The organism is Pedobacter montanisoli (assembly GCF_022809115.1).
GTDB classification, from domain to species: Bacteria; Bacteroidota; Bacteroidia; order Sphingobacteriales; family Sphingobacteriaceae; genus Pedobacter; species Pedobacter montanisoli.
The window spans coordinates 993,272-1,018,950 of sequence record NZ_JALGBH010000001.1; the positions used below are offsets into that span (position 1 = coordinate 993,272).

General features: G+C 36.7%; 22 protein-coding genes. 12 read left to right on the top strand and 10 right to left on the bottom strand.

Annotation, left to right across the window (positions count from 1 at the left end; translation table 11 throughout):
- The first annotated feature begins 6 nt into the window (after positions 1-6).
- The 9 genes from nuoL to MMF97_RS04390 all read left to right on the top strand — a co-directional run bounded on the left by nuoL (position 7) and on the right by MMF97_RS04390 (position 9,286).
- Positions 7-1,908 carry an NADH-quinone oxidoreductase subunit L gene (nuoL, locus tag MMF97_RS04350; RefSeq protein ID WP_243359700.1) on the top strand — a complete coding sequence of 634 codons (1,902 nt, stop codon included), beginning with the start codon at positions 7-9 and terminating at the stop codon, positions 1,906-1,908.
- Positions 1,909-1,928: 20 nt separating this feature from the next.
- Positions 1,929-3,392 carry a complex I subunit 4 family protein gene (locus MMF97_RS04355; RefSeq protein WP_243359709.1) on the top strand — a complete coding sequence of 488 codons (1,464 nt, stop codon included), beginning with the start codon at positions 1,929-1,931 and terminating at the stop codon, positions 3,390-3,392.
- 3 nt (positions 3,393-3,395) lie between these two features.
- Positions 3,396-4,769, top strand: coding sequence for an NADH-quinone oxidoreductase subunit N (locus tag MMF97_RS04360; protein WP_243359712.1), 1,374 nt, complete (start codon positions 3,396-3,398; stop codon positions 4,767-4,769).
- Positions 4,770-4,817: 48 nt separating this feature from the next.
- Entirely contained in the window at positions 4,818-5,462 is a 645-nt protein-coding gene (locus tag MMF97_RS04365) for a DedA family protein (RefSeq protein ID WP_243359714.1), read from the top strand.
- 22 nt (positions 5,463-5,484) lie between these two features.
- Entirely contained in the window at positions 5,485-6,036 is a 552-nt protein-coding gene (locus MMF97_RS04370) for an inorganic diphosphatase (protein WP_243359716.1), read from the top strand.
- Positions 6,037-6,038: 2 nt separating this feature from the next.
- The gene (locus MMF97_RS04375) at positions 6,039-7,349 is read left to right on the top strand and encodes a hemolysin family protein (protein ID WP_243359725.1); all 1,311 of its coding nucleotides are present in this window, start codon (positions 6,039-6,041) and stop codon (positions 7,347-7,349) included.
- 11 nt (positions 7,350-7,360) lie between these two features.
- Positions 7,361-8,065: a 16S rRNA (uracil(1498)-N(3))-methyltransferase gene (locus tag MMF97_RS04380; RefSeq protein ID WP_243359728.1), complete on the top strand. Its 705-nt coding sequence runs from the start codon at positions 7,361-7,363 to the stop codon at positions 8,063-8,065.
- Positions 8,066-8,172: 107 nt separating this feature from the next.
- Positions 8,173-8,784, top strand: a complete 612-nt coding sequence (locus MMF97_RS04385) for a DUF4159 domain-containing protein (RefSeq protein ID WP_243361166.1) — start codon at positions 8,173-8,175, stop codon at positions 8,782-8,784.
- A 1-nt stretch (position 8,785) separates the two neighbouring features.
- Complete coding sequence (locus tag MMF97_RS04390) at positions 8,786-9,286, top strand: biotin/lipoyl-containing protein (RefSeq protein ID WP_243359730.1); 501 nt, start codon at positions 8,786-8,788, stop codon at positions 9,284-9,286.
- A gap of 159 nt (positions 9,287-9,445) precedes the next feature.
- Here the strand turns inward: MMF97_RS04390 and MMF97_RS04395 are convergent, their stop codons facing one another.
- Complete coding sequence (locus MMF97_RS04395) at positions 9,446-10,993, bottom strand: SUMF1/EgtB/PvdO family nonheme iron enzyme (protein ID WP_243359758.1); 1,548 nt, start codon at positions 10,991-10,993, stop codon at positions 9,446-9,448.
- A gap of 365 nt (positions 10,994-11,358) precedes the next feature.
- Between MMF97_RS04395 and porV the strand changes: the two genes are divergently transcribed.
- Positions 11,359-12,522: a type IX secretion system outer membrane channel protein PorV gene (porV, locus tag MMF97_RS04400; RefSeq protein ID WP_243359760.1), complete on the top strand. Its 1,164-nt coding sequence runs from the start codon at positions 11,359-11,361 to the stop codon at positions 12,520-12,522.
- Positions 12,519-12,998 (top strand): 2-C-methyl-D-erythritol 2,4-cyclodiphosphate synthase, encoded by a 480-nt coding sequence (gene ispF / locus MMF97_RS04405; protein ID WP_243359777.1) that lies wholly within the window; start codon positions 12,519-12,521, stop codon positions 12,996-12,998. Before porV ends, ispF begins: the two co-directional genes overlap by 4 nt.
- A gap of 60 nt (positions 12,999-13,058) precedes the next feature.
- Here ispF and MMF97_RS04410 read toward each other — a convergent pair whose 3' ends face one another.
- From MMF97_RS04410 to MMF97_RS04440, 7 genes are all read right to left on the bottom strand, one after another.
- Entirely contained in the window at positions 13,059-13,934 is an 876-nt protein-coding gene (locus MMF97_RS04410; RefSeq protein WP_243359780.1) for a pirin family protein, read from the bottom strand.
- A 32-nt stretch (positions 13,935-13,966) separates the two neighbouring features.
- The gene (locus MMF97_RS04415) at positions 13,967-14,497 is read right to left on the bottom strand and encodes a YceI family protein (RefSeq protein WP_243359781.1); all 531 of its coding nucleotides are present in this window, start codon (positions 14,495-14,497) and stop codon (positions 13,967-13,969) included.
- Positions 14,498-14,592: 95 nt separating this feature from the next.
- Entirely contained in the window at positions 14,593-15,186 is a 594-nt protein-coding gene (locus tag MMF97_RS04420; RefSeq protein WP_243359783.1) for a Crp/Fnr family transcriptional regulator, read from the bottom strand.
- Positions 15,187-15,190: 4 nt separating this feature from the next.
- Positions 15,191-15,349 carry a FeoB-associated Cys-rich membrane protein gene (locus tag MMF97_RS04425; RefSeq protein ID WP_243359785.1) on the bottom strand — a complete coding sequence of 53 codons (159 nt, stop codon included), beginning with the start codon at positions 15,347-15,349 and terminating at the stop codon, positions 15,191-15,193.
- A gap of 49 nt (positions 15,350-15,398) precedes the next feature.
- Positions 15,399-16,583, bottom strand: coding sequence for a hypothetical protein (locus tag MMF97_RS04430; protein WP_243359787.1), 1,185 nt, complete (start codon positions 16,581-16,583; stop codon positions 15,399-15,401).
- A gap of 9 nt (positions 16,584-16,592) precedes the next feature.
- Positions 16,593-17,417: a glutamine amidotransferase-related protein gene (locus MMF97_RS04435; protein ID WP_243359789.1), complete on the bottom strand. Its 825-nt coding sequence runs from the start codon at positions 17,415-17,417 to the stop codon at positions 16,593-16,595.
- A gap of 5 nt (positions 17,418-17,422) precedes the next feature.
- Positions 17,423-18,523 (bottom strand): carboxylate-amine ligase, encoded by a 1,101-nt coding sequence (locus tag MMF97_RS04440; protein WP_243359791.1) that lies wholly within the window; start codon positions 18,521-18,523, stop codon positions 17,423-17,425.
- A gap of 311 nt (positions 18,524-18,834) precedes the next feature.
- Here MMF97_RS04440 and typA point away from each other — a divergent pair, with 311 nt between their 5' ends.
- Complete coding sequence (typA, locus tag MMF97_RS04445) at positions 18,835-20,643, top strand: translational GTPase TypA (RefSeq protein ID WP_243359793.1); 1,809 nt, start codon at positions 18,835-18,837, stop codon at positions 20,641-20,643.
- A 60-nt stretch (positions 20,644-20,703) separates the two neighbouring features.
- Here the strand turns inward: typA and MMF97_RS04450 are convergent, their stop codons facing one another.
- Both MMF97_RS04450 and MMF97_RS04455 read right to left on the bottom strand, forming a co-directional pair.
- The gene (locus MMF97_RS04450) at positions 20,704-24,114 is read right to left on the bottom strand and encodes a glycosyltransferase (protein ID WP_243359801.1); all 3,411 of its coding nucleotides are present in this window, start codon (positions 24,112-24,114) and stop codon (positions 20,704-20,706) included.
- A gap of 129 nt (positions 24,115-24,243) precedes the next feature.
- Positions 24,244-25,557, bottom strand: coding sequence for a DUF6600 domain-containing protein (locus MMF97_RS04455; protein ID WP_243359802.1), 1,314 nt, complete (start codon positions 25,555-25,557; stop codon positions 24,244-24,246).
- Positions 25,558-25,679 lie beyond the last annotated feature (122 nt).

A 25,679-nucleotide genomic window follows, 5' to 3' on the forward strand; every position in this document is an offset into this window, starting at 1 on the left:
AGTAAGATGATTGAAAGTTTACTTTGGTTAGTTCCGCTACTTCCGCTTTTAGGTTTTATCATAAACGGTTTAGGAAGAAATAAATTAAGTAAAGGTGCTGTTGGCTTTATTGGAAGCGGTGTGATTTTTGCTTCATTTATACTGAGCTTATACTTATTTTTTCAGCTAGGTACATTAGCAGATAAACAAGTTACTGTAACACTTTTTGATTGGATAAGTGTAGGTAATTTACATATTCCGCTTTCGTTCCTGTATGATCCATTAAGTTCGGTAATGCTTCTGATTATAACCGGAATCGGATTTTTAATACATATTTATTCTACAGCTTATATGCATGAAGATGCAGGCTTTGGTAAGTTTTTCAGTTACCTAAACCTGTTTATCTTTTTCATGCTTATTCTGGTATTGGGATCCAATTACATCGTGATGTTTATTGGTTGGGAAGGTGTAGGTTTATGTTCATATTTACTGATTGGCTTTTGGTATACTAACCGTAACTATGCCAGCGCTGCAAAGAAGGCCTTTGTAATGAACCGTATTGGTGACTTAGGTTTCTTATTAGGTGTATTTTTAATGTTTGGCTTTTTCGGTAGCATAGAATTTGCCAAAGTTTTTCCTTTGGCTGCTAAAATGTTGCCCGGTCATGGTACACTGATCGTTATTACATTACTATTGTTTATTGGAGCTTGTGGTAAATCGGCTCAATTACCTTTATTTACTTGGTTGCCTGATGCGATGGCGGGTCCAACACCAGTTTCGGCATTAATTCACGCAGCTACCATGGTAACAGCTGGTATCTATATGATCGCAAGATCAAGCGTATTATTTGATTTGGCTCCGGTTACGCAAAATGTAATTGCCATTATTGGAATGGCAACGGCATTAATAGCTGCATTAATAGCTTTAACACAAACAGATATTAAAAAAGTGCTGGCTTACTCAACTGTATCGCAATTAGGCTATATGTTTTTGGGTTTAGGTGTGGGTGCTTATACAGGATCATTTTTTCATGTACTTACACATGCCTTTTTTAAAGCACTTTTATTTTTGGGGGCAGGTTCTGTAATACACGCAATGCATCATGAACAGGATATGCGCCATATGGGAGGTTTAAAAGGTAAATTAAAAACCACTTTTGCGACCATGATGATAGGTACAATTGCTATTGCAGGTCTACCTCCATTCTCAGGCTTTTTCTCAAAAGATGAAATTCTGGCCTATGCATTTCAGCAAAATCAACTATTGTGGATCATGGGCGTGTTTACGGCTTTCCTGACATCTTTTTATATGTTCAGAATGATGTTCCTAACTTTCTACGGTAAGTATAGAGGCACACATCATGAAGAAAACCACATCCACGAATCGCCAAAGGCAATGACTATGCCTTTAATCATTCTAGCTATTCTGTCAATCTTAGGCGGGTTGATTAACATGCCACACGTATTTGGTGGTAATGCTTGGTTAGCGAGTTGGTTATCGGGGGCAAATGTTAGCCATAAAGAACTGGACTTAGATCACAGTACAGAATTTATTTTAATGGGTGTTTCTGTAGCAGCAGCGCTTATTGCACTATTATTTGCCTACAACAAATATGTTAAAAGTGCAGCATTGCCGGTTGCAGATGAAGCTCCACGATCTTTCCTTGAAAAACTTTCTTATCATAAATTCTATTTAGACGAGATTTATGATGCCATCATCAGAAAACCTTTAGATGCTTTATCTAAGTTTTTCTATAAAGTGGTTGATACAAAAATTATAGACGGAATTGTAAACGGCTTAGGCTGGTCTGCAAATGAAGGAAGTAAAGGCTTGAGATTATTACAATCAGGAAATGTAGGTTACTATATTTTACTGATGGTAGTGGGTGTCATTGCCCTAATGTTATACACATATTTATCATTATCGTAAAAAAGGCTCAATAAATATAAATGGAACTTTTACTACTTATATTTTTACCATTAGTTGGCGCAATTCTTACCTCTTTTATTAAGGGTAACGGCGCAAAAACTATTGCATTAATATTTTCAATTATATCACTTGTTATTACGGGTGTTATTGTTTGTCAGTTTACCCCCGATGCAAGTCGTCAGTTTGTAACTGATGTAAGCTGGATAGCTCAATTAGGTATTCATTTTAATGTTGGGATAGATGGAATTAGTTTAATTACCGTAATCTTAACCAATATTTTAACTCCGCTAATCATTTTAGCAAGCTATAAGCGTAATTATGAAAATTCAAATGCTTTTTATGGCCTGATATTATTCATGCAAAGTGGGTTAATTGTGGTATTTACGGCTTTTGATGCCTTTTTATTCTACATAGGATGGGAAGCAGCCTTGATTCCAATTTACTTTATCTGCGCAATGTGGGGAGGTAAAGACCGCATTAAAGTAAACATGAAGTTTTTTGTTTACACTATTGCTGGATCGTTGTTTATGCTTTTGGGTATCATTTACCTGTATTTGCAGAACCCTATGCATAATTTTGACATCAATGCTTTCTATGCACTTAACTTAGATACCACTCAGCAATCGTGGATATTCTGGGCTTTCTTTTTAGCTTTTGCGATTAAAATGCCTGTTTTCCCTTTCCATACATGGCAACCAGATACTTATACTACTGCACCTGCTGCAGGAACTATGTTATTGGCTGGTATCATGTTAAAGATGGGGGTTTATGGTGCTGTGAGATGGCTTATACCAGTTGTGCCCCAAGGAACAGATACATGGCTTTCTCTGGTTATGGTATTAGCAGTAATAGGTGTTGTTTATGCTTCTATTATTGCCTTTAAACAAAAAGATGCCAAACGTTTAATCGCTTATTCATCGGTTGCTCACGTAGGTTTGATTGCTGCTGGTGTATTTGCTTTCACTGCTCAAAGCCTGCAAGGAGTTATGATACAGATGTTAAGTCACGGTATTAACGTTATAGGTTTATTCTTTGTATTGGATATTATATATTCAAGATTAAAAACCAACAAAATAGAAGAACTGGGAGGTTTGGCAAAAGTAGCTCCTCAGTTAGCTATTGTGTTCCTGATCATTATGTTAGGCGCCGTAGCCTTACCAGGTACCAACGGGTTTATTGGTGAGTTTTTATTATTGCTTAGCGTATATAACTATAATGCCTGGCTTGGTGCAGTTGCTGGTTTAACCATTATTTTTGGTGCAGTATATATGTTCAGAACGTATCAGAACATGATGTTGGGTGAGACCAATGCACTTACTGCGGGCTTTACAGATATTAAAGGCTCAGAAAAGATCGTGCTTTATATCATCTGTGCTTTAGTTATTATCATAGGTGTATATCCTAAGCCATTACTGCATCTTTCAGAAGCATCAGTACAACATTTAATAGAACAAGTAAATCAAAAACTAACAGGGGTAAATTAGCAGATGAATATAATTATAACCATCGCCGTAACGGCTTTAGTAGTACTTTATGCAGGTTTGTTTAAAGCTAAAAAAGCATTATTGCCTTTAACACTCCTGGGATTATTGATTGCTTTCGGATTTACCGTTTGCAGCTGGAACAATCCTGTAACCTATTACGGAATGCTCCATGTAGATAATTTTGCATTGGCTTTTTCAGGTATTTCCATTATCAGTACTTTACTGATATTCTTACTAACACAAAATTACTTTGCCAGCAATAGCAAGAACATAGCAGAATATTTCACGCTGATTTTGTTTGCATTGTCTGGTATTATCATGATGGTATCCTATAAAAACCTTTCAATGTTGTTTATAGGAATAGAAATCATGTCTGTGAACTTGTATATCCTTGCAGGTATCAGAAAGCTGAATTTTGCATCAAATGAAGCATCATTAAAATATTTCCTGATGGGAGCTTTCTCAACAGGATTCCTGTTGTTTGGTATTACCCTTATTTATGGAGCTACAGGTTCTTTTGATATTGATGTTATCCAAAATAATCTGGTTAACAGCATTACAACTGTATCGCCATTATTTTATCCGGGTATCATATTAATTATGATTGGTTTATGTTTCAAAGTAGGAGCAGCTCCTTTTCATTTCTGGACTCCAGATGTGTATGAAGGTGCGCCAACCTTGATTACAACTTTCATGGCAACTGTAGTTAAAACTGCAGGCTTTGCTGCATTCTTGAGACTTTTTGCTGGCGCATTTGAACCTTTACATGATTTTTGGACTCCAGCTTTAGGTATCATTGTAATTGTAACGCTATGTGTTGGAAACATCACTGCGTTGTACCAGAAAAGCTTTAAGCGTATGCTGGCGTATTCAAGTATTTCGCATGCCGGATATTTGTTGTTCTCACTGATCATTATCAGTTCGGCTTCTGCTAACAATATTTTTGTTTATGCTTCTGCTTATACATTGGCGAGCGTAATTGCTTTTGCGGTATTGATATTGGTTAAACAAAAAACAGGCAGCGATGTTATAGAGAGCTTTAACGGTTTAGCTAAGAAAAACCCTTTTATTGCATTTGCGTTAACTGTTGCCATGTTGTCAATGGCGGGAATTCCATTAACGGCAGGATTTATTGGTAAATACCTGATGTTTCTGAATGTTATGCACGGATACCATTTACTTTTATTGGTAATAGCTATATTAAATGCTTTAATAGGCTTCTATTACTATTTCAAAGTGATTGTGGCTATGTATTTCAAAGAAGGACATGATGTAGCACTTGAAACACCAATGCAATATAAATTGGTTTTCGCATTGTCTGTGGTAGGTATATTGCTGATTGGTATCTATCCTAATATTATTTTAAACATCATATAGAATAATAGTGATATACAGAATTATTTGTAGTTTTACAAATATTTCAACATGCAAGAATTTTTAAATTCATTACATCATTTGATAGATCCTGAGAAGCTTCTAAAAGAAGGCGGGTTTTATTTGGTTGTATTTGTAATTTTTGCAGAAACAGGTCTTTTTTTCGGTTTTTTCTTGCCCGGCGATTACCTTCTATTTTTAGCAGGCATGTTTGTGGCAACCGGTAAGCTTGATGTAAGCATTTATACGCTTGTTTTTAGCTTATGTGCTGCAGCCATACTGGGTAATTTTACAGGCTATTGGTTTGGTAAAAAAACGGGGCCTGTCTTATATACCAGAAAAGATACTTTCTTTTTTAAGAAAAGATACCTGAAATCTGCTGAGAGCTATTATCGAAAGCAAGGAGCATTTGCCCTTATTATGGGACGTTTTGTGCCAATTGTCAGAACCTTTGCACCCATCATAGCAGGTATAGTAAGACTGGAGTTTAAGAAATTTGCGTTCTACAATATTTCAGGTGCAATTTTGTGGATTTTTTCATTAACCCTGCTGGGTTATTTTTTAGGCAAAAGTTTTGCTAGACAAATAGAAGAATATCTAATTTATATCATAATTGGATTTATTTTAATTACAACTATACCATTACTTATTACCTTTGTAAGAGAAAAGTTGTCAAAAAACGATAATAATAACTAAGAATTAGAGTTTAAGAATAAAAATGAGTAAAGACGAGCACCATCCGTGGCACAGTGTATCTCCGGGAGAAGAATTACCCGAAGTAGTTAACGCAATCATCGAAATTCCAAAAGGATCAAAAGCAAAATACGAGATCGATAAAAATTCAAGCCTGATCAAATTAGATAGAGTACTTTTTTCTTCTGTAATGTATCCGGCAAATTATGGCTTTATTCCACAAACTTTTTGTGATGATAACGATCCGTTAGATATCCTTGTTTTGTGTTCTGTAGATGTTTTTCCTATGACTATCATCGAAGCGAAAGTTATCGGTGTAATGCATATGGTTGATAATGGCGAGCAAGATGACAAGATTATTGCTGTGGCTAAAAATGATCCATCATTGAATTATATTAATGATTTACCTGATCTGCCTCCACATACCATGAAAGAAATTGTGAAATTTTTTCAGGATTACAAGGCCTTAGAAAACAAACAGGTTACTATAGAACATCTGTTAGGTGTGCGTTATGCGCATAAAGTAATACAGGAAAGTATAGAGCTTTATAATAAAACTTTTAGAAACAACGCTTAATAATGGCCTGGGATATATTCTTGACTTTGTTTTTAGTGCTTTTAAACGGCTTTTTTGTAGCCGCAGAATTCTCTATTGTAAAAGTTAGAGGTTCGCAAATTGAAATAAAAGCAAAGTCAGGAAGTGGCGTTGGCAAGATGGCAAAACACATTGTTAACCATCTTGATGGCTATCTGGCAGCTACCCAGTTAGGTATTACCTTAGCTTCTCTGGGCTTAGGTTGGGTAGGGGAAAGAGTAATGCATGAGATTATACATGATGCATTGCTTAATGTTGGGTTTAGCGAAACCTTAATTACATCTATTTCTACTGTAATAGCTTTTTCAATTATCACCATAATGCATATTGTATTTGGAGAATTGGCACCTAAAAGTCTGGCCATACAAAGACCAGTAGCTACCACTTTATTTGTTGCTTTTCCATTGCATGCTTTTTATATTATAGGTCGACCTATAATTTGGCTGTTAAACGGTTTTGCTACTTTAATACTTAAACCTTTTGGCATTGTTGCCGGAGGGCACGAATCATCCCATAGTACAGAAGAATTGCATTACCTGTTAGAGCAGGGTAAAGAAAGTGGTGCTTTAGATACCAACGAACACGAACTGATTAAAAATGTTTTTGATTTTAATGAGCGTGTGGTTAGAAGCATTATGGTGCCACGTACAAAGATTGCAGGTATAGATATCAACTCAAAGAATAATGAGGTTGTGGAGATGATTGTGAGAGAAGGTTACTCCCGTTTACCGGTGTATGTTGATACAATGGATAAAATAGTGGGTATAATTCACGCAAAAGATATCCTTCCTTTACTTGCCGATAACAAAGAATGGGCATTAAGAGACATCATTAGAAAGGCTTATTTCATCCCTGAAACTAAAAAAATCAATGATTTGTTAAGCGAACTTCAGTTAAAGCGCATTCAAATTGCAATTGTTTTAGATGAGTTTGGAGGTACAGCCGGAATGGTAACCTTAGAAGATATTGTTGAAGAGCTGGTAGGTGAAATTCAGGATGAGTATGATGAAGAGAAACCTATTGTTGAAAAGATATCTGATACAGAATTTATTGTAAATGCTTATGCCACGGTATATGATGTAAATGAGCATTTGCCCCATGATCTTCCTGAAGACGAAGATTTTGATACTGTTGGCGGCTTGGTTTCACATGCTTTTGGAAAAATTCCCGAAGTGGGAGAGCGGGCAGCATGCTATGGTTATAATTTTACTGTACTGAAAAAAACTGAGCATAACATCGAAACCGTAAAGCTGGAAGTAATCATAGATAAAGAAGAAATGGTAGATCTGCATTAAATTTTAGATTTATGCATTTATTTTATACTCCCGATCTAACAACCAATACCTATACTTTAAACGAAGAAGAAAGTAAGCATTGCAGCAAAGTATTAAGGCTGAATGTAGGTGATACTGTACATCTGATCGATGGAGTAGGAGGTCTGTATGAGGCAGAGATCACGGCAGTAAATAAACGCAATGTAGATCTTAAGGTCGTTAACAGCATTAAAGATTATGGTAAAAGAGATTTTCATATCCATATTGCCATAGCACCTACTAAAAATATCGATAGATTTGAGTGGTTTCTCGAAAAAGCAACTGAAATAGGCATAGATGAAATTACGCCTCTCATCTGTGAAAGATCAGAACGTAAAATAATTAAGGCAGAGCGCTTAGAAAAAGTAATTACATCTGCTGTTAAACAATCTATCAAAGCTTATCATCCAAAGTTAAACGAAGCAATAAGCTTACAAGAGTTTCTGCAACAGGCAAAAGCCAATCATAAACTGATTGCTCATTGTCTGGATGAGAATGACAAGCAATATATCAATACACTGGTTAAAAACCAGCAATCTTATTTAATACTAATTGGTCCCGAAGGCGATTTTTCTCCTGCCGAAATAACTGCTGCTTTGCAAAATGGTTATAAACCGGTAACTTTAGGCAATACACGCCTCAGAACTGAAACAGCAGGTCTGGCCGCATGTTTTGAGCTAAATTATATCAATAGATGAATCAATTTAAGATTGGCAACATTAAGACTATCATCTCAAACGATTTTCGTGGAAGGATAAAGCGTAAGAGGTTGATCTTCTCTCCCATTCTGTTGATTTTTCTTTTAATGGGTTTTACATCGCCGTCTTATAAAATGGCTAAACTTAAATATAATGGAGGTGGGGATTGGTATGCCAACCGTACAGCACTTCCTAATCTAATTGAGTTTTGTAATAAGAACCTATCTACTAATTTTTATGTTGCCGAAGATGTGGTAGATGTTGGAAGCGAAGAGTTATATAATTATTCATTTATTTATATGACCGGACATGGCAATGTGGTTTTTAGTGATGCTGAAGCGCTGAATTTACGCAGATATCTAATAGGGGGAGGTTTTCTACATATAGATGATAATTATGGTCTTGATAAATTTATAAGACCTCAGATGAAAAAAGTATTTCCAGAACTAGATTTTGTGGAATTACCCCCAAATCATAAAATATATCATCAAAAATTTAAGTTTCCTGGAGGACTACCCAAAATACACGAACACGATAATAAAAGGCCTCAAGGCTTTGCTCTAATCTATAAAGGTAGAGTAGTTTGTTATTATACTTATGAGTGCGATCTTGGCAATGGTTGGGAAGACTTTGGTACTTACCCTTCAGATACTCAGGAAACTCGTTTAAAAGCCTTAAGAATGGGAGCCAACTTAATTCAATACGCATTAACCAATTGATATGAACCAGGTAAAAGTAAACGGTAATTTTAATTACGATATTTCAATAAATAATAAAGAGATCATAGTGGGCAATGAGGCCATTGATATAGACCAGATTAAGGTAAATGATTATGTAACCCATCTCCTTCATAACAACAAATCATATACCGTAGAGGTTATTGCATTAAATAAAGAAGAGAAAGAAGCTACGGTAAAGGTTAACAATAATATTTACCAAGTTGCTGTTAAAGATCAGTATGATCAGTTGTTAAAACAATTAGGTCTGGAAAATCTGACTTCAAATAAAGTTTCTCAAATTAAGGCTCCTATGCCCGGATTGGTTCTAAATGTACTGGTACAGGCAGGAGAAGAGGTTAAAAAAGGAGATAGTCTTTTGGTACTTGAAGCCATGAAAATGGAGAACATGATTAAATCACCAACAGATGGGGTCATAAAAAAGATAGAAGTTAAGCAAGGCGATAAAGTAGAAAAGAACGAATTGCTGATCAGTTTTAGCTAAAAATCGACCTCTGCTGCTATTTATAGTTTATAAAAGGTTTTAAGCAAATGAGCATAGATAAGTATCCCTAACTCATGTTAAAATATTTCATTACAAAGCAAAAAACTCCCGTAAAGCCTATTTACGGGAGTTTTTTTATGTTGTTGAGCAAATTGCTTACTATTTAGATTTAAATGCTTTAGCTGGAGCAACTTTAAACTGAGGTTTACCTGCAGGTTTTACTTCTGATGCACCCAACATGGTCATCGCACAACGGAAACCGATATCAGCTGTAGATTCTGTTTGTTGCATATATCTTCTTGAGGCAGGGTTTAGCCAGATCGCCTGATCATCCCATGAACCGCCTTTGTAAACCCTTGATTTATCATTAATCAATGTCAATACCTCACCGTTACTTAATTTAGCCTCTGGATCTCTGTAACCGCGTTGATCAGGATTGTAAGTACCTCCCGGAACGCTGTCTTGCAGAAGTTGCGACCAAGTTTGTTTAACTCCAGAAATAGCGGGTTTCATTACAGGCATGCCATGCTTGTCTTTTGCTAGTGTGCCAGTATTTGCATCTCTTTCCTTATTCTGGTATTCATTACCCCTGTAAGGATTTAAACCTTCTGTTGCCTGGAATGTTTTTGAACGGTATACATCGGCTACCCATTCGTTTACGTTTCCAGCCATGTTGTATAGGCCAAAATCATTAGGAGTAAAACTTCTTACAGGCATGGTTAAACTACCTTTATCATTTAATGAACCGCCAACACCCATATAATCTCCTTTACCTCGTTTAAAGTTGGCCAGAATCATACCACGGGTTTGTTTTTTAGGAGAGACAATGCCCATTCCGTTCCACGGGTATATTTTTTTCTGGTTGATGTTTGAATACTTGGTATTACCAATTAAACCTAATGCAGCATATTCCCACTCGGCTTCTGTAGGTAAACGGTAAGGTTGTAAAATTACACCATCTTCGAGACGCACAGGTCTGCGGTTACCTTTACCTGGTTTATTCAGGTCTTGAGGAGCTTTTTTGCCCACATCTTTGATCTGACCATTAAGGTATATTTCTGTGTTAAAAGGTTCTCCGTTTGTTTTTGGAGCTGCATTAGCGGCACTAGGCTTATTCAGATCTTTAAACGTAGTCATGTAGCCTTTATCTCTCAACAATAACTCATTTACCCGGTCAGTTCTCCAGTCACAATAATCATTGGCTTGTTCCCAACTTACCCCAACAACAGGATAATCCTGATAAGCAGGATGTCTTAAGTAATTGTTAACGTAAGGCTCGTTAAAGGATAAAGGCCTTCTCCAAACTAAAGTATCGGGTAAAGCAGTATAGTAATATTCTTTGTCCTGAGGGAAATTTGTTTTAATCCAATGTAAATACTCAAGCCAGTCAGTGTTAGAAACTTCAGTTTCATCCATGTAGAAAGAGCTTACGGTAACTTGTCTTTTGTAATTATAGTCACCTATATCCTGACCAGGTACATCAACAGCACTTCCGCCCATGATAAATTCACCACCCTCAATTTCCACTAAACCCGGACCCGGCCCGCGTTTATACTTTTTGTTAACCTCAAAACCGCCATTCTCACGCTTGTTATAGGCATAACCGGTTTTGCTCGACACATTGCCGCCTTTTTTCCCTGATCCACACGAAGCAAGCAGACCTACACTAAGAAATGCAGATAATGTGTATAAGTATAGTTTGTTCATAAATTTCTACAAATTGGCTTTCGAAGTTAAAATTACACAAAAAAGAAACAGAGACAAAAAAGTTTTTGCTTAAATATTTTAAATGAGGTAATAAGGATGGTTTTTTGCTCATTCAAAGACAGTTTTGTAGTTTAAACAAGCATAGCGTTTTATAGCATTATGATGTGTTTTAACCGGGATTAAGCAGGCTTTGGGTTTGTAGAATTTTTTACTCATAAATATTCCCGACGTATATATTTTAATGGGCATATATTATTGTCTTTTCCTTTTCGTTATAGTTGTGTTGCAATAAATAGTTAAACTGTTAACTTTGAAAAAATTACGTTAAAAACTAAGATTGCTTTAAGATTTAACACTCACAAACCATGAATTTAAAAAATGGCGGGGCTCTACTTTTCTCGATAATTCTAAGCTGTATTACCCTTATACAAGCTAAGGCTCAAAATACGGATGGAAGTCGGACAAATAACGTAATGACAGGTGTTCCATTCTTGTTAATTACACCCGATGCAAGAGCCGGAGCCATGGGAGAAACCGGAGTTGCAGTTTTGCCAGATGCAAATGCAATGAGTATTAATCCATCTAAACTGGCTTTTCTGGAAAAGCCTTATGGAGCTTCTCTCTCATACAGCCCATGGTTAAAAAGTCTTGTGCCAGATATTAATTTAGCTTATCTAAGTGGTTACTACCGAGCCGATGATCGTACTACCATAGGTGCATCGTTAAGATATTTTTCTTTAGGTAATATTCCTTTGGTTGATGAAAACAGAAATGAACAGGGAATGTTTAATCCTAATGAATTTGCCATTGATGGAACTTTTGCCAGAAAATTTGGCGAAGAATTTTCATTAGGAACTACTGCAAGGTTCATTTATTCGAATTTAACATCTGGTCAGATTTCGGGGGGGCAACAAAAACCAGGGACTGCATTTGCGGTTGATGTATCGGGCTTTTTTAAAAAGCCTACCATTGTGTTTGGTAAAGATGCTATTCTTTCAGCCGGAATTAACCTTTCTAACATCGGTACTAAAGTAAATTATTCAGACGCGGCAGATAAACCTTTTCTGCCTGCTAATTTTAAACTTGGCGGAGCTTCTACTTTTATATTGGATGATTATAATCAGATTACTATTGGTTTGGATTTTAATAAACTGATGGTTCCTACGCAGCCTATAAGAGATAACAATGGAAATATTATAGCGGGTAAAGATCCGGATGTCTCAGTGCCTGCGGGTATATTTCAATCATTTACAGATGCTCCGGGAGGTTTTAGTGAGGAACTGAAAGAAATTAGTATCTCTACAGGTATTGAATACTGGTATAACCAGCAGTTTGCTGTAAGAGGTGGATATTTTTATGAGTCGCCGCAAAAAGGCGACAGAAGATACCTTACTTTAGGGGCAGGTCTAAAGTATAATGTTTTTAATATCGATTTTGCTTATCTGGTAGGCAGCCCTCAGAAAAACCCTTTGGCCAATACATTACGTTTTACACTTATATTTAATTTCGACCGCGAAACAAAAAAATGAAAATCAAAGTAGGTTTTGGTTTTGATGTTCACCAATTAAAAGAAAATCATCCATTCATAGTAGGAGGCGTAAATTTAGAGCATTATAAAGGTGCTTTTGGCCATTCTGATGCAGATGTGCTTTTACATGCCATTTGTGATGCACTTTTAGGTGCCGCCAATCTCAGAGATATTGGCTTCCATTTTAAAAATACAGATGAAAGATGGAAAGGAATAAGCAGCCTGATTTTATTGGAAGAAGTGGCTAAGCTTTTAAAAGAAAAGAATTACGAAATAGGAAATATAGATGCCATGCTTTGCATAGAGGCACCGAAGATTAATCCACATATACCTCAGATGCAGGAAAACATTGCCAAAGCCGCAGGAATTTCTACAGATGAGATTTCTATCAAAGCTACAACTAACGAGCAGATGGGTTTTATTGGCAGAGAAGAAGGCGTAGTTGCTTATGCGGTTTGTTTAATACAGAAGATTTAGCAAATAAACGGGTAGCTGATTAACTCAACTACCCGTTTATTAAATGATTATTTACTGCTATTACTCTTCTAAATACCCGAATTTGCCATTGTTATAGTCGTTAATTGCCTGTTCTATTTCTTCCGGTTTATTCATTAAAAACGGTCCGTATGCGGCTATAGGTTCATTGATGGGTTCCCCACTTAAAACTAAGATTACGGCATCAGCACTGGCTTCTATCTCGATCAGTTCGCCTTCATTTTCAAAATAAACCAATTGGTTAGTTTCGGCTTTTTTATTGTGATTAACCGTAATGCTCCCTTCTATTACAAGTAAAGCGGTATGATAGCCTGCAGGTAAGGGAAACTCTATCTTACTGTTATTTTTAAGATGCAGGTTATACATCTCAATAGGACTAAAAGTATCTGCGCTCCCTTTTATACCTTTAAAGTTTCCGGCAATTATGTCTGCATAACTACCCTTATCATCAAAATCATAGCGGGCAATTTTATCTTTTTGCAAAGTCTGGTATTTAGGTTTGCTCATTTTGAATTTAGCGGGAAGATTAACCCAAAGTTGTACCATTTGAAAAGGGCCACCTGTTTTTGTGAAATTCTCTTCATGGTATTCTTTATGTAATATGCCGCTGGCGGCAGTCATCCATTGTATATCTCCCGGAAATATTGTTCCGCTATTGCCTGCACTATCATGATGAGAAACAGCCCCTTGGTATGCAATGGTAACGGTTTCAAAGCCACGATGAGGGTGTACGCCTACACCCCGTGGTGTATTTCTGGGAGAGAAATCGATTTTGGCATTGTAATCAAGCAAAAAGAATGGATCCATTTTAATTTTATACCCACCCGGGAAAAAATTATGTACTCTAAATCCATCACCTACCATATGAGGTGCAGGTGGGTTTAAGATCCCTGCAACCTGTTTTACATTTGCTTGCATGATTGTTTTCTCCTTTATTTAATTTAATGTGATTAGGCTTGTTTTACAAATTGTAGCTCACCTAATATTTTTACCTCGTCGCTAACCATTACTCCACCTGTTTCAAGGGCAGCGTTCCAGGTTAAGCCAAAGTCGCCACGATTAATTTTTCCGTTTATGGTAAAACCTGCTTTGGTGTTACCCCAAGGATCTGTGTTTACACCGCCTAATTCAGCTTTTAGTTTTACTTCTTTAGTGGTGCCTTTGATGGTTAAATCTCCGGTTACTACAAAATCGTCATCATCTTTTGTAACGCTGGTTGATTTAAATGTCATTTCAGGATATTTCTCTACATCAAAAAAGTCTCCGCTTTTTAAATGGTTATCACGATCCTGGTTGCGGGTATCAATGCTTGACATATCCGCTTTAAAATCTACCTGTATATTTTCAAAGTTTTCGTCATCTGAAATTAAATCAGCTGAAAAAGATTTAAAATCACCGGTTACGGTAGAAATCATTAAGTGTTTTACTTTGAACTGTAGTTCACTGTGAGATGGGTCTAAAGACCATTTTATTGTTGCCATAATTTTATGTTTTTTAATTCTTATTTAAATTTTATAACACAAAATTACGGCAGCAGTTTTAGTTAGAAATTGATTTATGTTAAGAAATGAGATTATTAATCTTTTTTGAAATGTTTATGAGCCAGATCTTTACGTACGCGACTTAAAGATTCGGGCGTAACGCCTAAATAAGATGCGATCATCCATTGCGGTACTCGTAATGTAAGATTAGGATAAAGCTTAATAAAATCTAAATACCTTTCTTCTGCGGTGGCACCTAAAAGCATATTTATTCTTTTTTGCATAAAACGTATAGAGTTATGCAGCATCAAAATGTTAAGCTCTAAAATTTGAGGAACAATATTTTTGATGTCACTAAAAAAATCTTTGGGAACAATTAATACTTCGGTTTGCTCAATGGCATCAATAAATAACTGTGAAGGTTCATTAAAGATAGAACTGTCACGATCAGAGATTACCCAGTTTTCAGGAGCAAACTGTATTATATGTTCTTTACCTTTTTCGTCTATGGTGAAACTCCGTAACAAACCGCTGTTTACAAAATAATTATCTGAACGCAGATCGCCAGGGCTTAAAATAACCTGCCCTTTCTTAAAAGTCTTGGTATTAAGGCATGATGTGGCTTCTACAGCTTGTTCATCAGTAAGCTGTAAGCGTGATTTTAGATATAATTGAAAATGCTCAAGCACCTGTTTATTCTTTTGGAGTTATTTTAGAAAAATCTGCACTGCATTTACCACAACCCGAAGCACAGGAGCCTTTTTTAGGTGCTACTGATCTGTAGATAATTCTGCCTACATACCATAGTGCTCCTAAAAAGAGCATTACCATAATGACAAATTGTATATCCATTTTACAAAAATAGCATTCTTAAAATCACAGGGCTCAGATTTATGTAAAATTAAAGAAATAACCCGGTTGTTCCGCCTACCCAGTCAAAATCCTTGTTATGACTAACGCCTATCATCTTACCTTTGCTTAAACGGGCTAAATTGATGCAGAGCTGTGGCTCTTCATGATCAGGCCAGATATACATTAGCCTAATTTCTACCTTAACTCCACCATTTGGCGCTTCAACCACGGGGCTATAATTAACTTTACGTTGTAAGATCCAGTTTTCGGGATTCTTAATGTTCTTTATATCCTGTTGGGTTACATCAATAATTACACCCGAACCTGCAAAACTAAAAAGCGGTTTTAATACATAATTTTCCAGGTCTGCTGGTAGAAATGATACTTTATCAAGAAAAGAGGTTTCGGGTATAAACGGGCTCTTCAAAAAAGGCATGGTATATTTGCTAATGCGATAAAACCAGTTTGGATGTGTTATCCATTTTATATCTAGCTCCTCCCTGGGGTCAAATCCTTCTTTAAAAACAGATAAATTATCAGCTACTTCATCAAATATTAAACGGTTATATATTCTTTTCAGTTGTATTTCTTTTCCTTCTTCAATGTAAAAAAGTGACCTGCCTCTTTTCTTAATATCTGTAATCGACAGGATTTTAATCCCCAGTTTTTGGGCTGTAATGTAAAAATCAATAGCTGTCTTTTGATGTGGTGCATCTATATCCATAAGAGCCACCTGTGAAGGATCCTCATCTCCAACAATTACTTTTTTAAGCAGGTTGAAGTAAGAGTGGGTATCAAAATTACCAAAATAAGAAGTTAAAAGTGGATTGAGCTGATAACTGCTGACATATTTTTCAGCTAATAAGGTTTGGAAACCGAATAGAGAAGGAAAGCCCTGCATTTCAATAAGCATAGGAAGCAGCTCACCATTCTGGTTCTGATGTATGCCAAAATCCATTACGACAAAATGGGGATGTGCATTTTCATTTGGTACAAACCACTTGGCAGGAATAGCTTTATCTGTAAGCTCTTTAAAGTTAGGCTGTTTAATAAAATTTAAAATATCATCGCCTGCTTTGATTAGTTTCTGTTTAAGCTCATCAGGAATAAACACAGGTGTTTCAGCTACTCTGAAAGGAATTTTTGGATAACCCACATTTAGGCTGCTCAGAAAGTTTTGGTATTTCTCTTCCGAAAAATTTCGATTAAATTCTTGCCTCAGCTCCTTTATCATAATATAAAGTTACAATGTATGATCATAATTGATAGCCTGACTTAAGAAATTGGGAAGTACTGTATGATGTGTTAAGGCTAATTTATTGGGGTCATTGAGTTGTTCGAGCATTTCATTGTAAGCATTTATGCCATTATTTTTAACGATTACAGCCTTTTTTTCTTCCTGGTAAAAATGTATTTTCATGCCAATAGGGTCTGCTTCGGGATGAAATTGCGTGCCTACCATATAAGCTGAAAACCTGATTGCCATAATGCAGCGCTCTAGTTCAGGATGTTCTCTTTCTCGTTCAATGGCCAATATAGAGGCTCCTTTTTGTTTGAACAGCGCAAGATCAGGTTGTACAACCTGCCATTTTCTGCTGTCAACAGCATATACAGGATTGTGTAATCCTCTAAAAACAACTTCATTTAACCCCGCATCAGTTAAAAAAGTAGGGAATATCCCAAACAGATTTGAGCCTCTTGGTATAACCTGACCTAATTTGTATTTACGACATCCTAGTTGAAACGAATGACAAATCAGAAAAACGAATTTTTTATCTTCCTTTGTGTGGTTGTGTTCATCTATCTGATCAAGAAGAGCAAAAAAATCTTTCTCCCACTTCATCTTTTCTCCATCGTGCGGACTGCCTGGGCCACCGCTTGAGATGTAAATATCATGATCAAGATTTGGGATTTCTCCTTTTTTACGGGTATCATAAACTTCAAGACTAAACTTAACTTCATTTTGCTGTTGATAATGATCCAGAATTTCGAAAATGTTTCGCATGCCCTGATTAGGAGCTCCGTTATTCATATCTATGATGGCAACTTTAAAGTTAGGTTTTGTCATATTCTCTATACAGTATTGATTAAGGTTTGAGAAGTAATATAATCTACTACAGCAGGGTAGCTCAAGGTTTGTTCATAAACGGCTAACTGCTTATCTGCACCTGTGCCGGTTTCAAGTATTTTCTGAATGTAATTGATGTCATTGCGGCTGCCTAAATCATCTACCACATCATCTACAAAATCTAATAATTCTAAGATGAGATTTCGGCAGTTCACTTCCATTTCTTTTCCGAAATCGATCAGGTTGCCATCTAAGCCATAACGGGCCGCTCGCCATTTATTTTCATTAATCAGGGCACGTGAATAAGTAATGAAATTTAAATTCTGTAAACGTAATTTATATAATTTAACGCATAAAGCTTGGAAAAGGGCCGTAATAGCCATTGATTCATCAATCAGCATCGGGCAATCACAAATCCTGAATTCTATGGTTTCATAAAAAGGATGTACCCGGATATCCCACCAGATTTTTTTGGCATTATCTATACAATTAGTTTTAATCAGCAGCTTTACATAATTGTCATAATCTTCAATACTGTTAAAAGCATCAGGTATTCCGGTACGAGGAAACTTATCAAATACTTTGGTTCTGAAAGATTTGTAGCCTGTATTTCTGCCTTCCCAAAAGGGCGAATTGGTGGAAAGTGCAAAAACATGGGGTAGGAAATAACGTACCTGGTTAGCAATATGTATAGCCAGTTCTCTGGATTGGAAACCCACATGTACATGCAAGCCAAAAATCAGATTTGATCGGGCTGCTTCCTGTAACTCATTTACAATATTGCTGTAACGTGGATGATCAGTGATTAATTGTTTCTCCCAATGAGAAAAGGGATGGGTTCCTGCCGCGCCAATTTTAAAACCTTCTTCTCCTGCCAGCTGAGCAACTGTATTGCGTAATTGTCCTATTTCTTTACGGGCCTGCTCTGTATCGCGACATATACCCGTACCTACCTCAACTACGGCTTGATGCATTTCGGCCTTTACCTGATCTTTGTATATTTTTTGTGCCGCTTCCACAATTTTTTGCTCGTGTGAGGCTAGCTCTCGCGTAACAGGGTCAATAACCATGTACTCTTCTTCAACACCTAATGTAAATTTGTTCATGTCTGGAATAAAGCAACACTTATCTCTTTGTTTGTAACAGAAGCAAATTAGCTCTTCTTTTTCAAATATCCGTATTAATCGGCTATTTTATGTTTTAAGTTGTGTTATGTCTATAAATTATTGGTAAAATCTGTGCAAAAAAACGGTTAGCCTGCTGAAGGTCAAACCTGTGTTATGCAGTTAAGTAGCGTTTAGAACCTGTTGATATTCAAAATTTAACAAAAAGAATATTGAATTTTAACACGCTTAAATCTTCAGTTTTTCGATGAAAAACCTTAACTTTGCGCCCTAATTTTTACAGAAGCATATATATGCAAAATATCAGAAACATCGCAATTATTGCACACGTTGACCATGGTAAAACAACTACGGTTGACAAAATTTTACATGCCTGCGCTATTTTCAGAGATAACGAGCAAACAGGAGATTTAATTCTTGATAACAACGATTTGGAACGTGAGCGTGGTATTACCATTGTTTCAAAAAACGTTTCGGTTAAATACAAGGATATCAAAATAAACATTATTGATACTCCTGGCCACGCCGACTTTGGAGGTGAGGTAGAACGTGTTTTAAAAATGGCCGATGGCGTTTTATTACTTTGCGATGCTTTTGAAGGTGCTATGCCTCAAACCCGTTTTGTAACGCAAAAGGCATTGTCATTAGGTTTAAAACCAATTGTTGTAATTAATAAGGTTGATAAAGAGAACTGTCGCCCTGAAGAGGTGCATGAGCAGATCTTTGAGTTGTTCTTTAACCTTGAAGCTACAGAAGATCAATTAGATTTTCCGGTAATATACGGCTCTTCTAAAAACGGTTGGATGAGCACAGATTACAAACAACCAACAGATAATTTTTTCCCTCTTTTAGATGCGATTGTAGAGCATATTCCTGCAGCGCCATTAAATGAAGGAACTTTACAAATGCAGATTACCTCATTAGATTATTCTTCATTTGTAGGTCGTATTGCTATTGGTCGTGTACACCGTGGTGTAATTAAAGAAAACCAACCGGTTACTTTAATTAAGCGTGATGGCAAAATGGTAAAATCACGTGTAAAAGAACTTTATACTTTTGACGGTTTAGGTAAGGTAAAAGCTTCTGAAGTTAAATCTGGTGATATATGTGCAGTTGTAGGTATTGAAGGTTTTGATATTGGCGATACCATTGCAGATTTTGATGCGCCTGAACAATTACCTGTAATTAAAATAGATGAACCTACCATGAACATGTTGTTTACCATTAACAACTCACCGTTTTTTGGTAAAGAGGGTAAATTGGTAACTTCTCAACGTATCAAAGAGCGCTTGCTTAAAGAAATGGAGAAAAACCTGGCGTTAAAAGTTGTTGAAACCGAATCGCCTGATGCTTGGTTGGTGTACGGAAGAGGTATTCTGCACTTGTCAGTTTTAATTGAAACTATGCGTCGTGAAGGTTATGAGTTACAGGTAGGTCAGCCACAGGTAATCGTTAAAGAGATTGATGGCGTAAAATGTGAGCCGGTAGAAACTTTAATTGTTGATGTTCCGGGCGATGTATCTGGTAAAGTAATAGAACTGGTTACACAGCGTAAAGGCGAATTACTGGTAATGGAACCAAAAGGAGATTTACAGCATTTGGAATTTGAAATCCCTTCTCGTGGTATCATTGGTCTGCGTAATAACGTTTTAACGGCAACAGCCGGAGAAGCGATTATGGCTCACCGTTTTAAAGCTTATGAGCCATGGAAAGGAACAATTCCTGGACGTTTGAATGGCGTATTGATCTCTATGGATAAAGGACAGACTACTGCATATTCAATTGATAAATTACAAGACAGAGGTCGTTTCTTTATTGATCCGGGAGTAGATGTTTACGAAGGACAGATTTTGGGTGAGCACATTAGAGATAATGACTTAGTAATTAACGCCGTAAAAGGAAAACAGCTTACCAATATGCGTGCTTCGGGTTCTGATGATAACGTTCGTATTGCACCTGCTATTAAATTCTCATTAGAGGAAGCAATGGAATATATACAGGCAGACGAGTATATTGAGGTAACGCCTGCAAGTATGCGTTTACGTAAGATCTATTTAACAGAGAACGAGCGTAAAGTTAATGCTAAGAAATTCCAGTCATAGACTGAGATTAGTATATTAAAAAGGGTGTCTGAATTTGATTTCAGACACCCTTTTTTGTTTTTAAGCCACTTTAGGGCTAACGTTTCCGGTTCTTTTTAGTGTTCCCCAGGTATTTAGTTCGCCTTTAATAGCTTTTCTAAATGATTTGAACAATACAACATACATTAGCTGGCGCCAGAAAAAGCGCTGTGGAAATAAATAAAGAAGGTTCTTCATTTTTTCATGGGTCTGTTTAAATGCTAATGCTGCAAAAGCAATATCAACCAGGATGAAAATAAGATAGTAAAATAGCACTTGGCCAAAGCCGTTATGAAGGCTTAAAATTCCCATAAATCCATCAAGGGTAAGATTATTGCCTGCACTTAAAGCAAATAAACCACTAACAAGAGAAACAAGCATAAAGAAATCTGCCAAAGGTGCAAATAATGGCAAAATGATCTGGTAAACCAGAATATTAGGCATTCCTACCATTCCAAAATAACCGTACTTTTTATTAAATAGGGTGTTTTTGTTTTTCCAGAAACTTTGCAGTACGCCAAAACTCCAGCGAAAACGCTGTTTCAATAGCATCTTAACTGTTTCAGGAGCTTCGGTTAATGCGATGGCATCTTCAGCATTTTTAATAGTATAGCCTGCTTTTAAAATACGCATGGTCAAATCACAATCTTCAGCCAGGGTATCTGTAGTAAAACCACCTACTTCTAAAACTACACTCTTTTTGAAGGCTCCGATGGCTCCAGGTACCACAGTTATGGTATTTAAAAGGTCAAAAGCTCTTCTGTCCATGTTCTGTGAAGTGATGTACTCTATAGACTGCCATCTGGTTAAAATGTTGGTAGTATTGCCCACTTTAACTGTTCCAGCTACCGCTGCAATTTTGTCGTTATAGAAATAACGCATTAATGCAGTAACCGCATCAGGTTTAAGCTGGGTATCGGCATCAATGCACACAATATAATTAGCGGTGGCCTTAGAAATGCCGTAATTAAGTGCCGATGCTTTTCCACCATTTGCTTTTGTGTATATTTTAACCTGTTGATGACCAGCAAAATGTTCATTCACCAATTTATAGGTTGAATCTTTAGAACCATCATCTACAAAAATCAGCTCAAAATCAGGATAATCAGTTTGTAGTAAGCTGCTTATAGATTGTATAACGGTAACTTCTTCATTGTATGCCGGTATAATGATACTTACTTTTTCAGTAGGATTTTTAACTAAAAGATCTTGTGTCTGTTTGCTTAATCTGCGTTGCTTTAAAGCCAGATAAGCAATAAACAAAGTACGTAAAATGGCCAGTACAATGGCAATAGTAAATACAGTATTCAGTATAATATTGCCGTAATAAAATAAAGTAAGAAAGAAATAATCGCCTGATGCGGTAATACCTGTAGTTGCATTATTTTTTACCAAAGGCATTACATCATTACGGGTTTTGCCCATTAAACTACTTACCGTAGTAAACTCATAACCTTTGTCTTTAAAGTATTTAATGATACGAGGTAAGGCAGCTACTGTGGCACTTCTGTTACCACCCGCATCATGAAGCAGAATAATATTACCAGCTTCAGATTGTTTTACTACAGCATTATAAATCTGGTCTGCTGTAATGCCTGGTTGCCAGTCTTCAGGATCAATATATTCGCCAATGTTGATATAGTTTTCTTTACGACTTTGGGCAACAGGTAAGATTTCTGCAACAGTTTCGGGTTCGGCATCAGCATTAAAAGGTGCCCTAAACAAAATGGTACTGTGGCCCGTAACGCACTCAATGATCCTGCGGGTAGCATTCAGTTCAAATTTTACTCTTTTCTCGCCGATGGTTGACATATCAGGGTGAAAAAAAGTATGGTTTCCTATCTCAAAGCCATCATCATATTCCTGACGTAATAATTCCATGTTTTTTTCGGCCATTACCCCAACCACAAAGAAAGCTCCGGGTACTTTTTCTTTTTTAAGAATACTGAGGATTTGCGGTGTATAAACGGGGTCTGGTCCGTCATCAAAAGTCAATACGATTTTCTTTTCAGCTTCACCAAAACGTTTAATCACATATTTTGTAGGTAGCTTTACATAATCTTCGTTAACAATGTCAAAATTGTCTGCTGTAAATTTTACCTCGCCCGGATTAGGTGTGCTGATAAGGTCTAATATTTCGCCAGATCCGATGTATTGAACATCACCTGCTGTTTTTAGTGAGCTGATTTTATCAAAGTTAAATCCTGTTTTTTTAAGTGTATCCAGACTTAGATTTTTATCTATAAAATGCCATAACCTCGTATCCTCGGTACCTAAACGCCAGATCGCAACTCCCGCAATGTTCCAATCATCTGCTTTACGTATCAGATTAAAATTGGTGGCTGCGTCTGTAAAGTAAACTTGGTGCTTATAGCCATTACCATCTTTATAGTTGTAGTGCAAGTTGGCAGAACTTGGGTCGAATATAACTTTACTGCCAAAATCCTGAGCTGTGATCAATGCATTTTCATAGCTTAAAGAGGTTCCGGTTTTGTTTTCGGGCCAGTCATAACCATAACAGGCCAAGGCTAAAATTACCTTATCAGGATCTGCCTTTTTACATATCTTATCTAACTGCTCTTCTACCCAGGCTTGATGTGAAATATCGCCCGCGTTGCTTCCTACTTCGTGCTGATCATATGCCATAAGCACCAGATAATCATTATATTTCTGTAATTCTTCAACCTTAAAATCATCATTTTCGGGGCTGATATCCTGACTTACCAATAAACCATTTTTATGAAAAGCCATATATACATTTTGCATAAAAAGTGTAAAAGGCTGCGGATCTTTCAGGTTTAAATCTTCAAAATCAATATTTATGCCTGCAAAGCCCAAAGACTTTGTTTGTTGTAACAGATTGTTGATAAATCTGGCTTGCATTTGCTGATCAAACAGGATCTGTTTAACCACATCAGCATTAGGATTACCTCCTATAAAGTTTGTAATCTGAGCAATAGGTTTTTTATGGTACTTTTTTACAATATTTAATGCGGTAGTATCTGTTTTATTAATCAGATTACCCGTTTTAGCATCAAAGAAAAAAGATTCCATTGCAACCATGTCTATATGTGCAATGTATTTCTTTAAAGCACTTAACGATTGTTTTTGTACTGTTTTAGACCAACTGCTAACATAAAAAACCATGTTGATTCGTTTGCCAACTGCATGTGCTTTCATACGCAGGCGTTCTCGATCTGCTTTTATTTTTTCGAGTTTGCTTTTAACGATCTTAAAATCTTTAAACTGTCGGGTTTGTTTAAGATGTTCTATCTTATTTTTGTTTAACGGTGTATTGGTATTTATGCTCACCACGGGAGGAGCCTGCATAGAAGAAATGGTTAAATAAACACATACTCCTGCAAATAGAAAAACCAAAAATAATGTTCTGCTTACCCAGGTAAATATATACCACCTGCTTTTTTTCTCTGTCTGGAAAACCTGTTTTTCCATAATTTCCTTATCTTAAGATACAATTTTCACCAATTAAAATGAAGATTAGATGAAACAACAGCTTAAACAATAAAAAAGCCCTTTCTTATTTGAAAGGGCTTTTTATTTATGTGTTAGATCAGATCGTTTTTATCCTCTTCCTGGTCTTCCTTCACCACGACTTGATCTGCTACTTTCGCCACCACGGTTGCTGTTGCCATTAGACTGGCTGCGCTCTACTCTTTGAGGTTGAGGAGCTTCCATCCTAGGCTGTGATCTTTCTACACGTTGTGGTTGAGGAGCCTCCATTCTTGGTTGAGGTCTTTCCATACGCTGTGGTTCAGTTCTTTCTGTACGTTCAACACGTTGTGGAAACGTTCTAGCCTGAGGTGTGTTTGAACGGTCTTCCTGAGGAGGCATAACCATTTGTCCTCTTCCATTTGTTGTTCTATCTACACGTTGCGGTTGTTCATTTACAGAAGTGTTTCCCATTTCTCTACCTCTATTAACATCACGTTCTCTGTTCATTGTACTACCGTTATCCTGACGAGGGTTTCTGCTCATGTTGTTGTCTATATTTTGCGTTCCTCTGCCTTCTCTGTTCATCACCTCGTTTCCTCTGCTTTCTCTAGTATTTACCACTCTTGAGCTTCTATCTATAACATCACGGTTAATACTTGCATCAACTACACGACTTGGAGCCGGCTGTCTGTCGGCATTTGCCGAACCCCTTGCCGGACGAGGATTGTAAATATTTACAGTGTTGTTCTCAATCCTTGTACCTCCAGTTCTGCTATTTCTGTTAATGTTATATACGGTTACATCTCTGTTTGTTGCTCTTCTAATATCATCTGCACGAGGTCCGGTATAATAAGTACGGCTATTTCTTACGTAAGTATTGTTAATGATAACCGTATTTTGAATATAAACTGTGTTTCTTCTTGAATAATATCTTGGAAAGCTAGAGTAATAGATATCACGCTGAGGGATAAAGTTCCAGCAGAAATCTGGTAAACGGTAAGGACGGCCAAAGCTAATGTTGATGTTAATACTTGGTCCCATAGGTGCCCATCCATAATAACCTCCTCCGCTTCTCCAGGTTACCCATGCGGGTCCCCAAACAGTATCGGGAATCCATATCCAGCTGTTGTAACGATTATATACCCAGCGGCCATAGTGGAAAGGGGCCCATCCCCAATCATAATTTGAAACCCAGGTATTACCGTATTCGGTCATTACCCAACGGCCATTACTATAATAGGGTCTGAATTCACTTTGATCAACATCCGGCCTCCACACATAACCGTAATCAGGGTCGTTGATCCAAATGCCATAAGGCGATAGTTCATCATAAAAAGATTGTAAAGAAACATCTTCGTATTGTGCGCTTACTCTTTGTGTGGTTCCGAAGAGTAGCAGCATGAGTCCGAGCAGTATAGCTGGAAATTTAATTGTGCGTTTCATGTCTGTGTGTTTTAAATTTATTATTAACCTAACGAAATATTAATATCAAAAGGAGAGCCACTTTGCTATTAATAATGCACGAAACGGGAATTTGTTATATAAATATTATATTTTAAGTGATA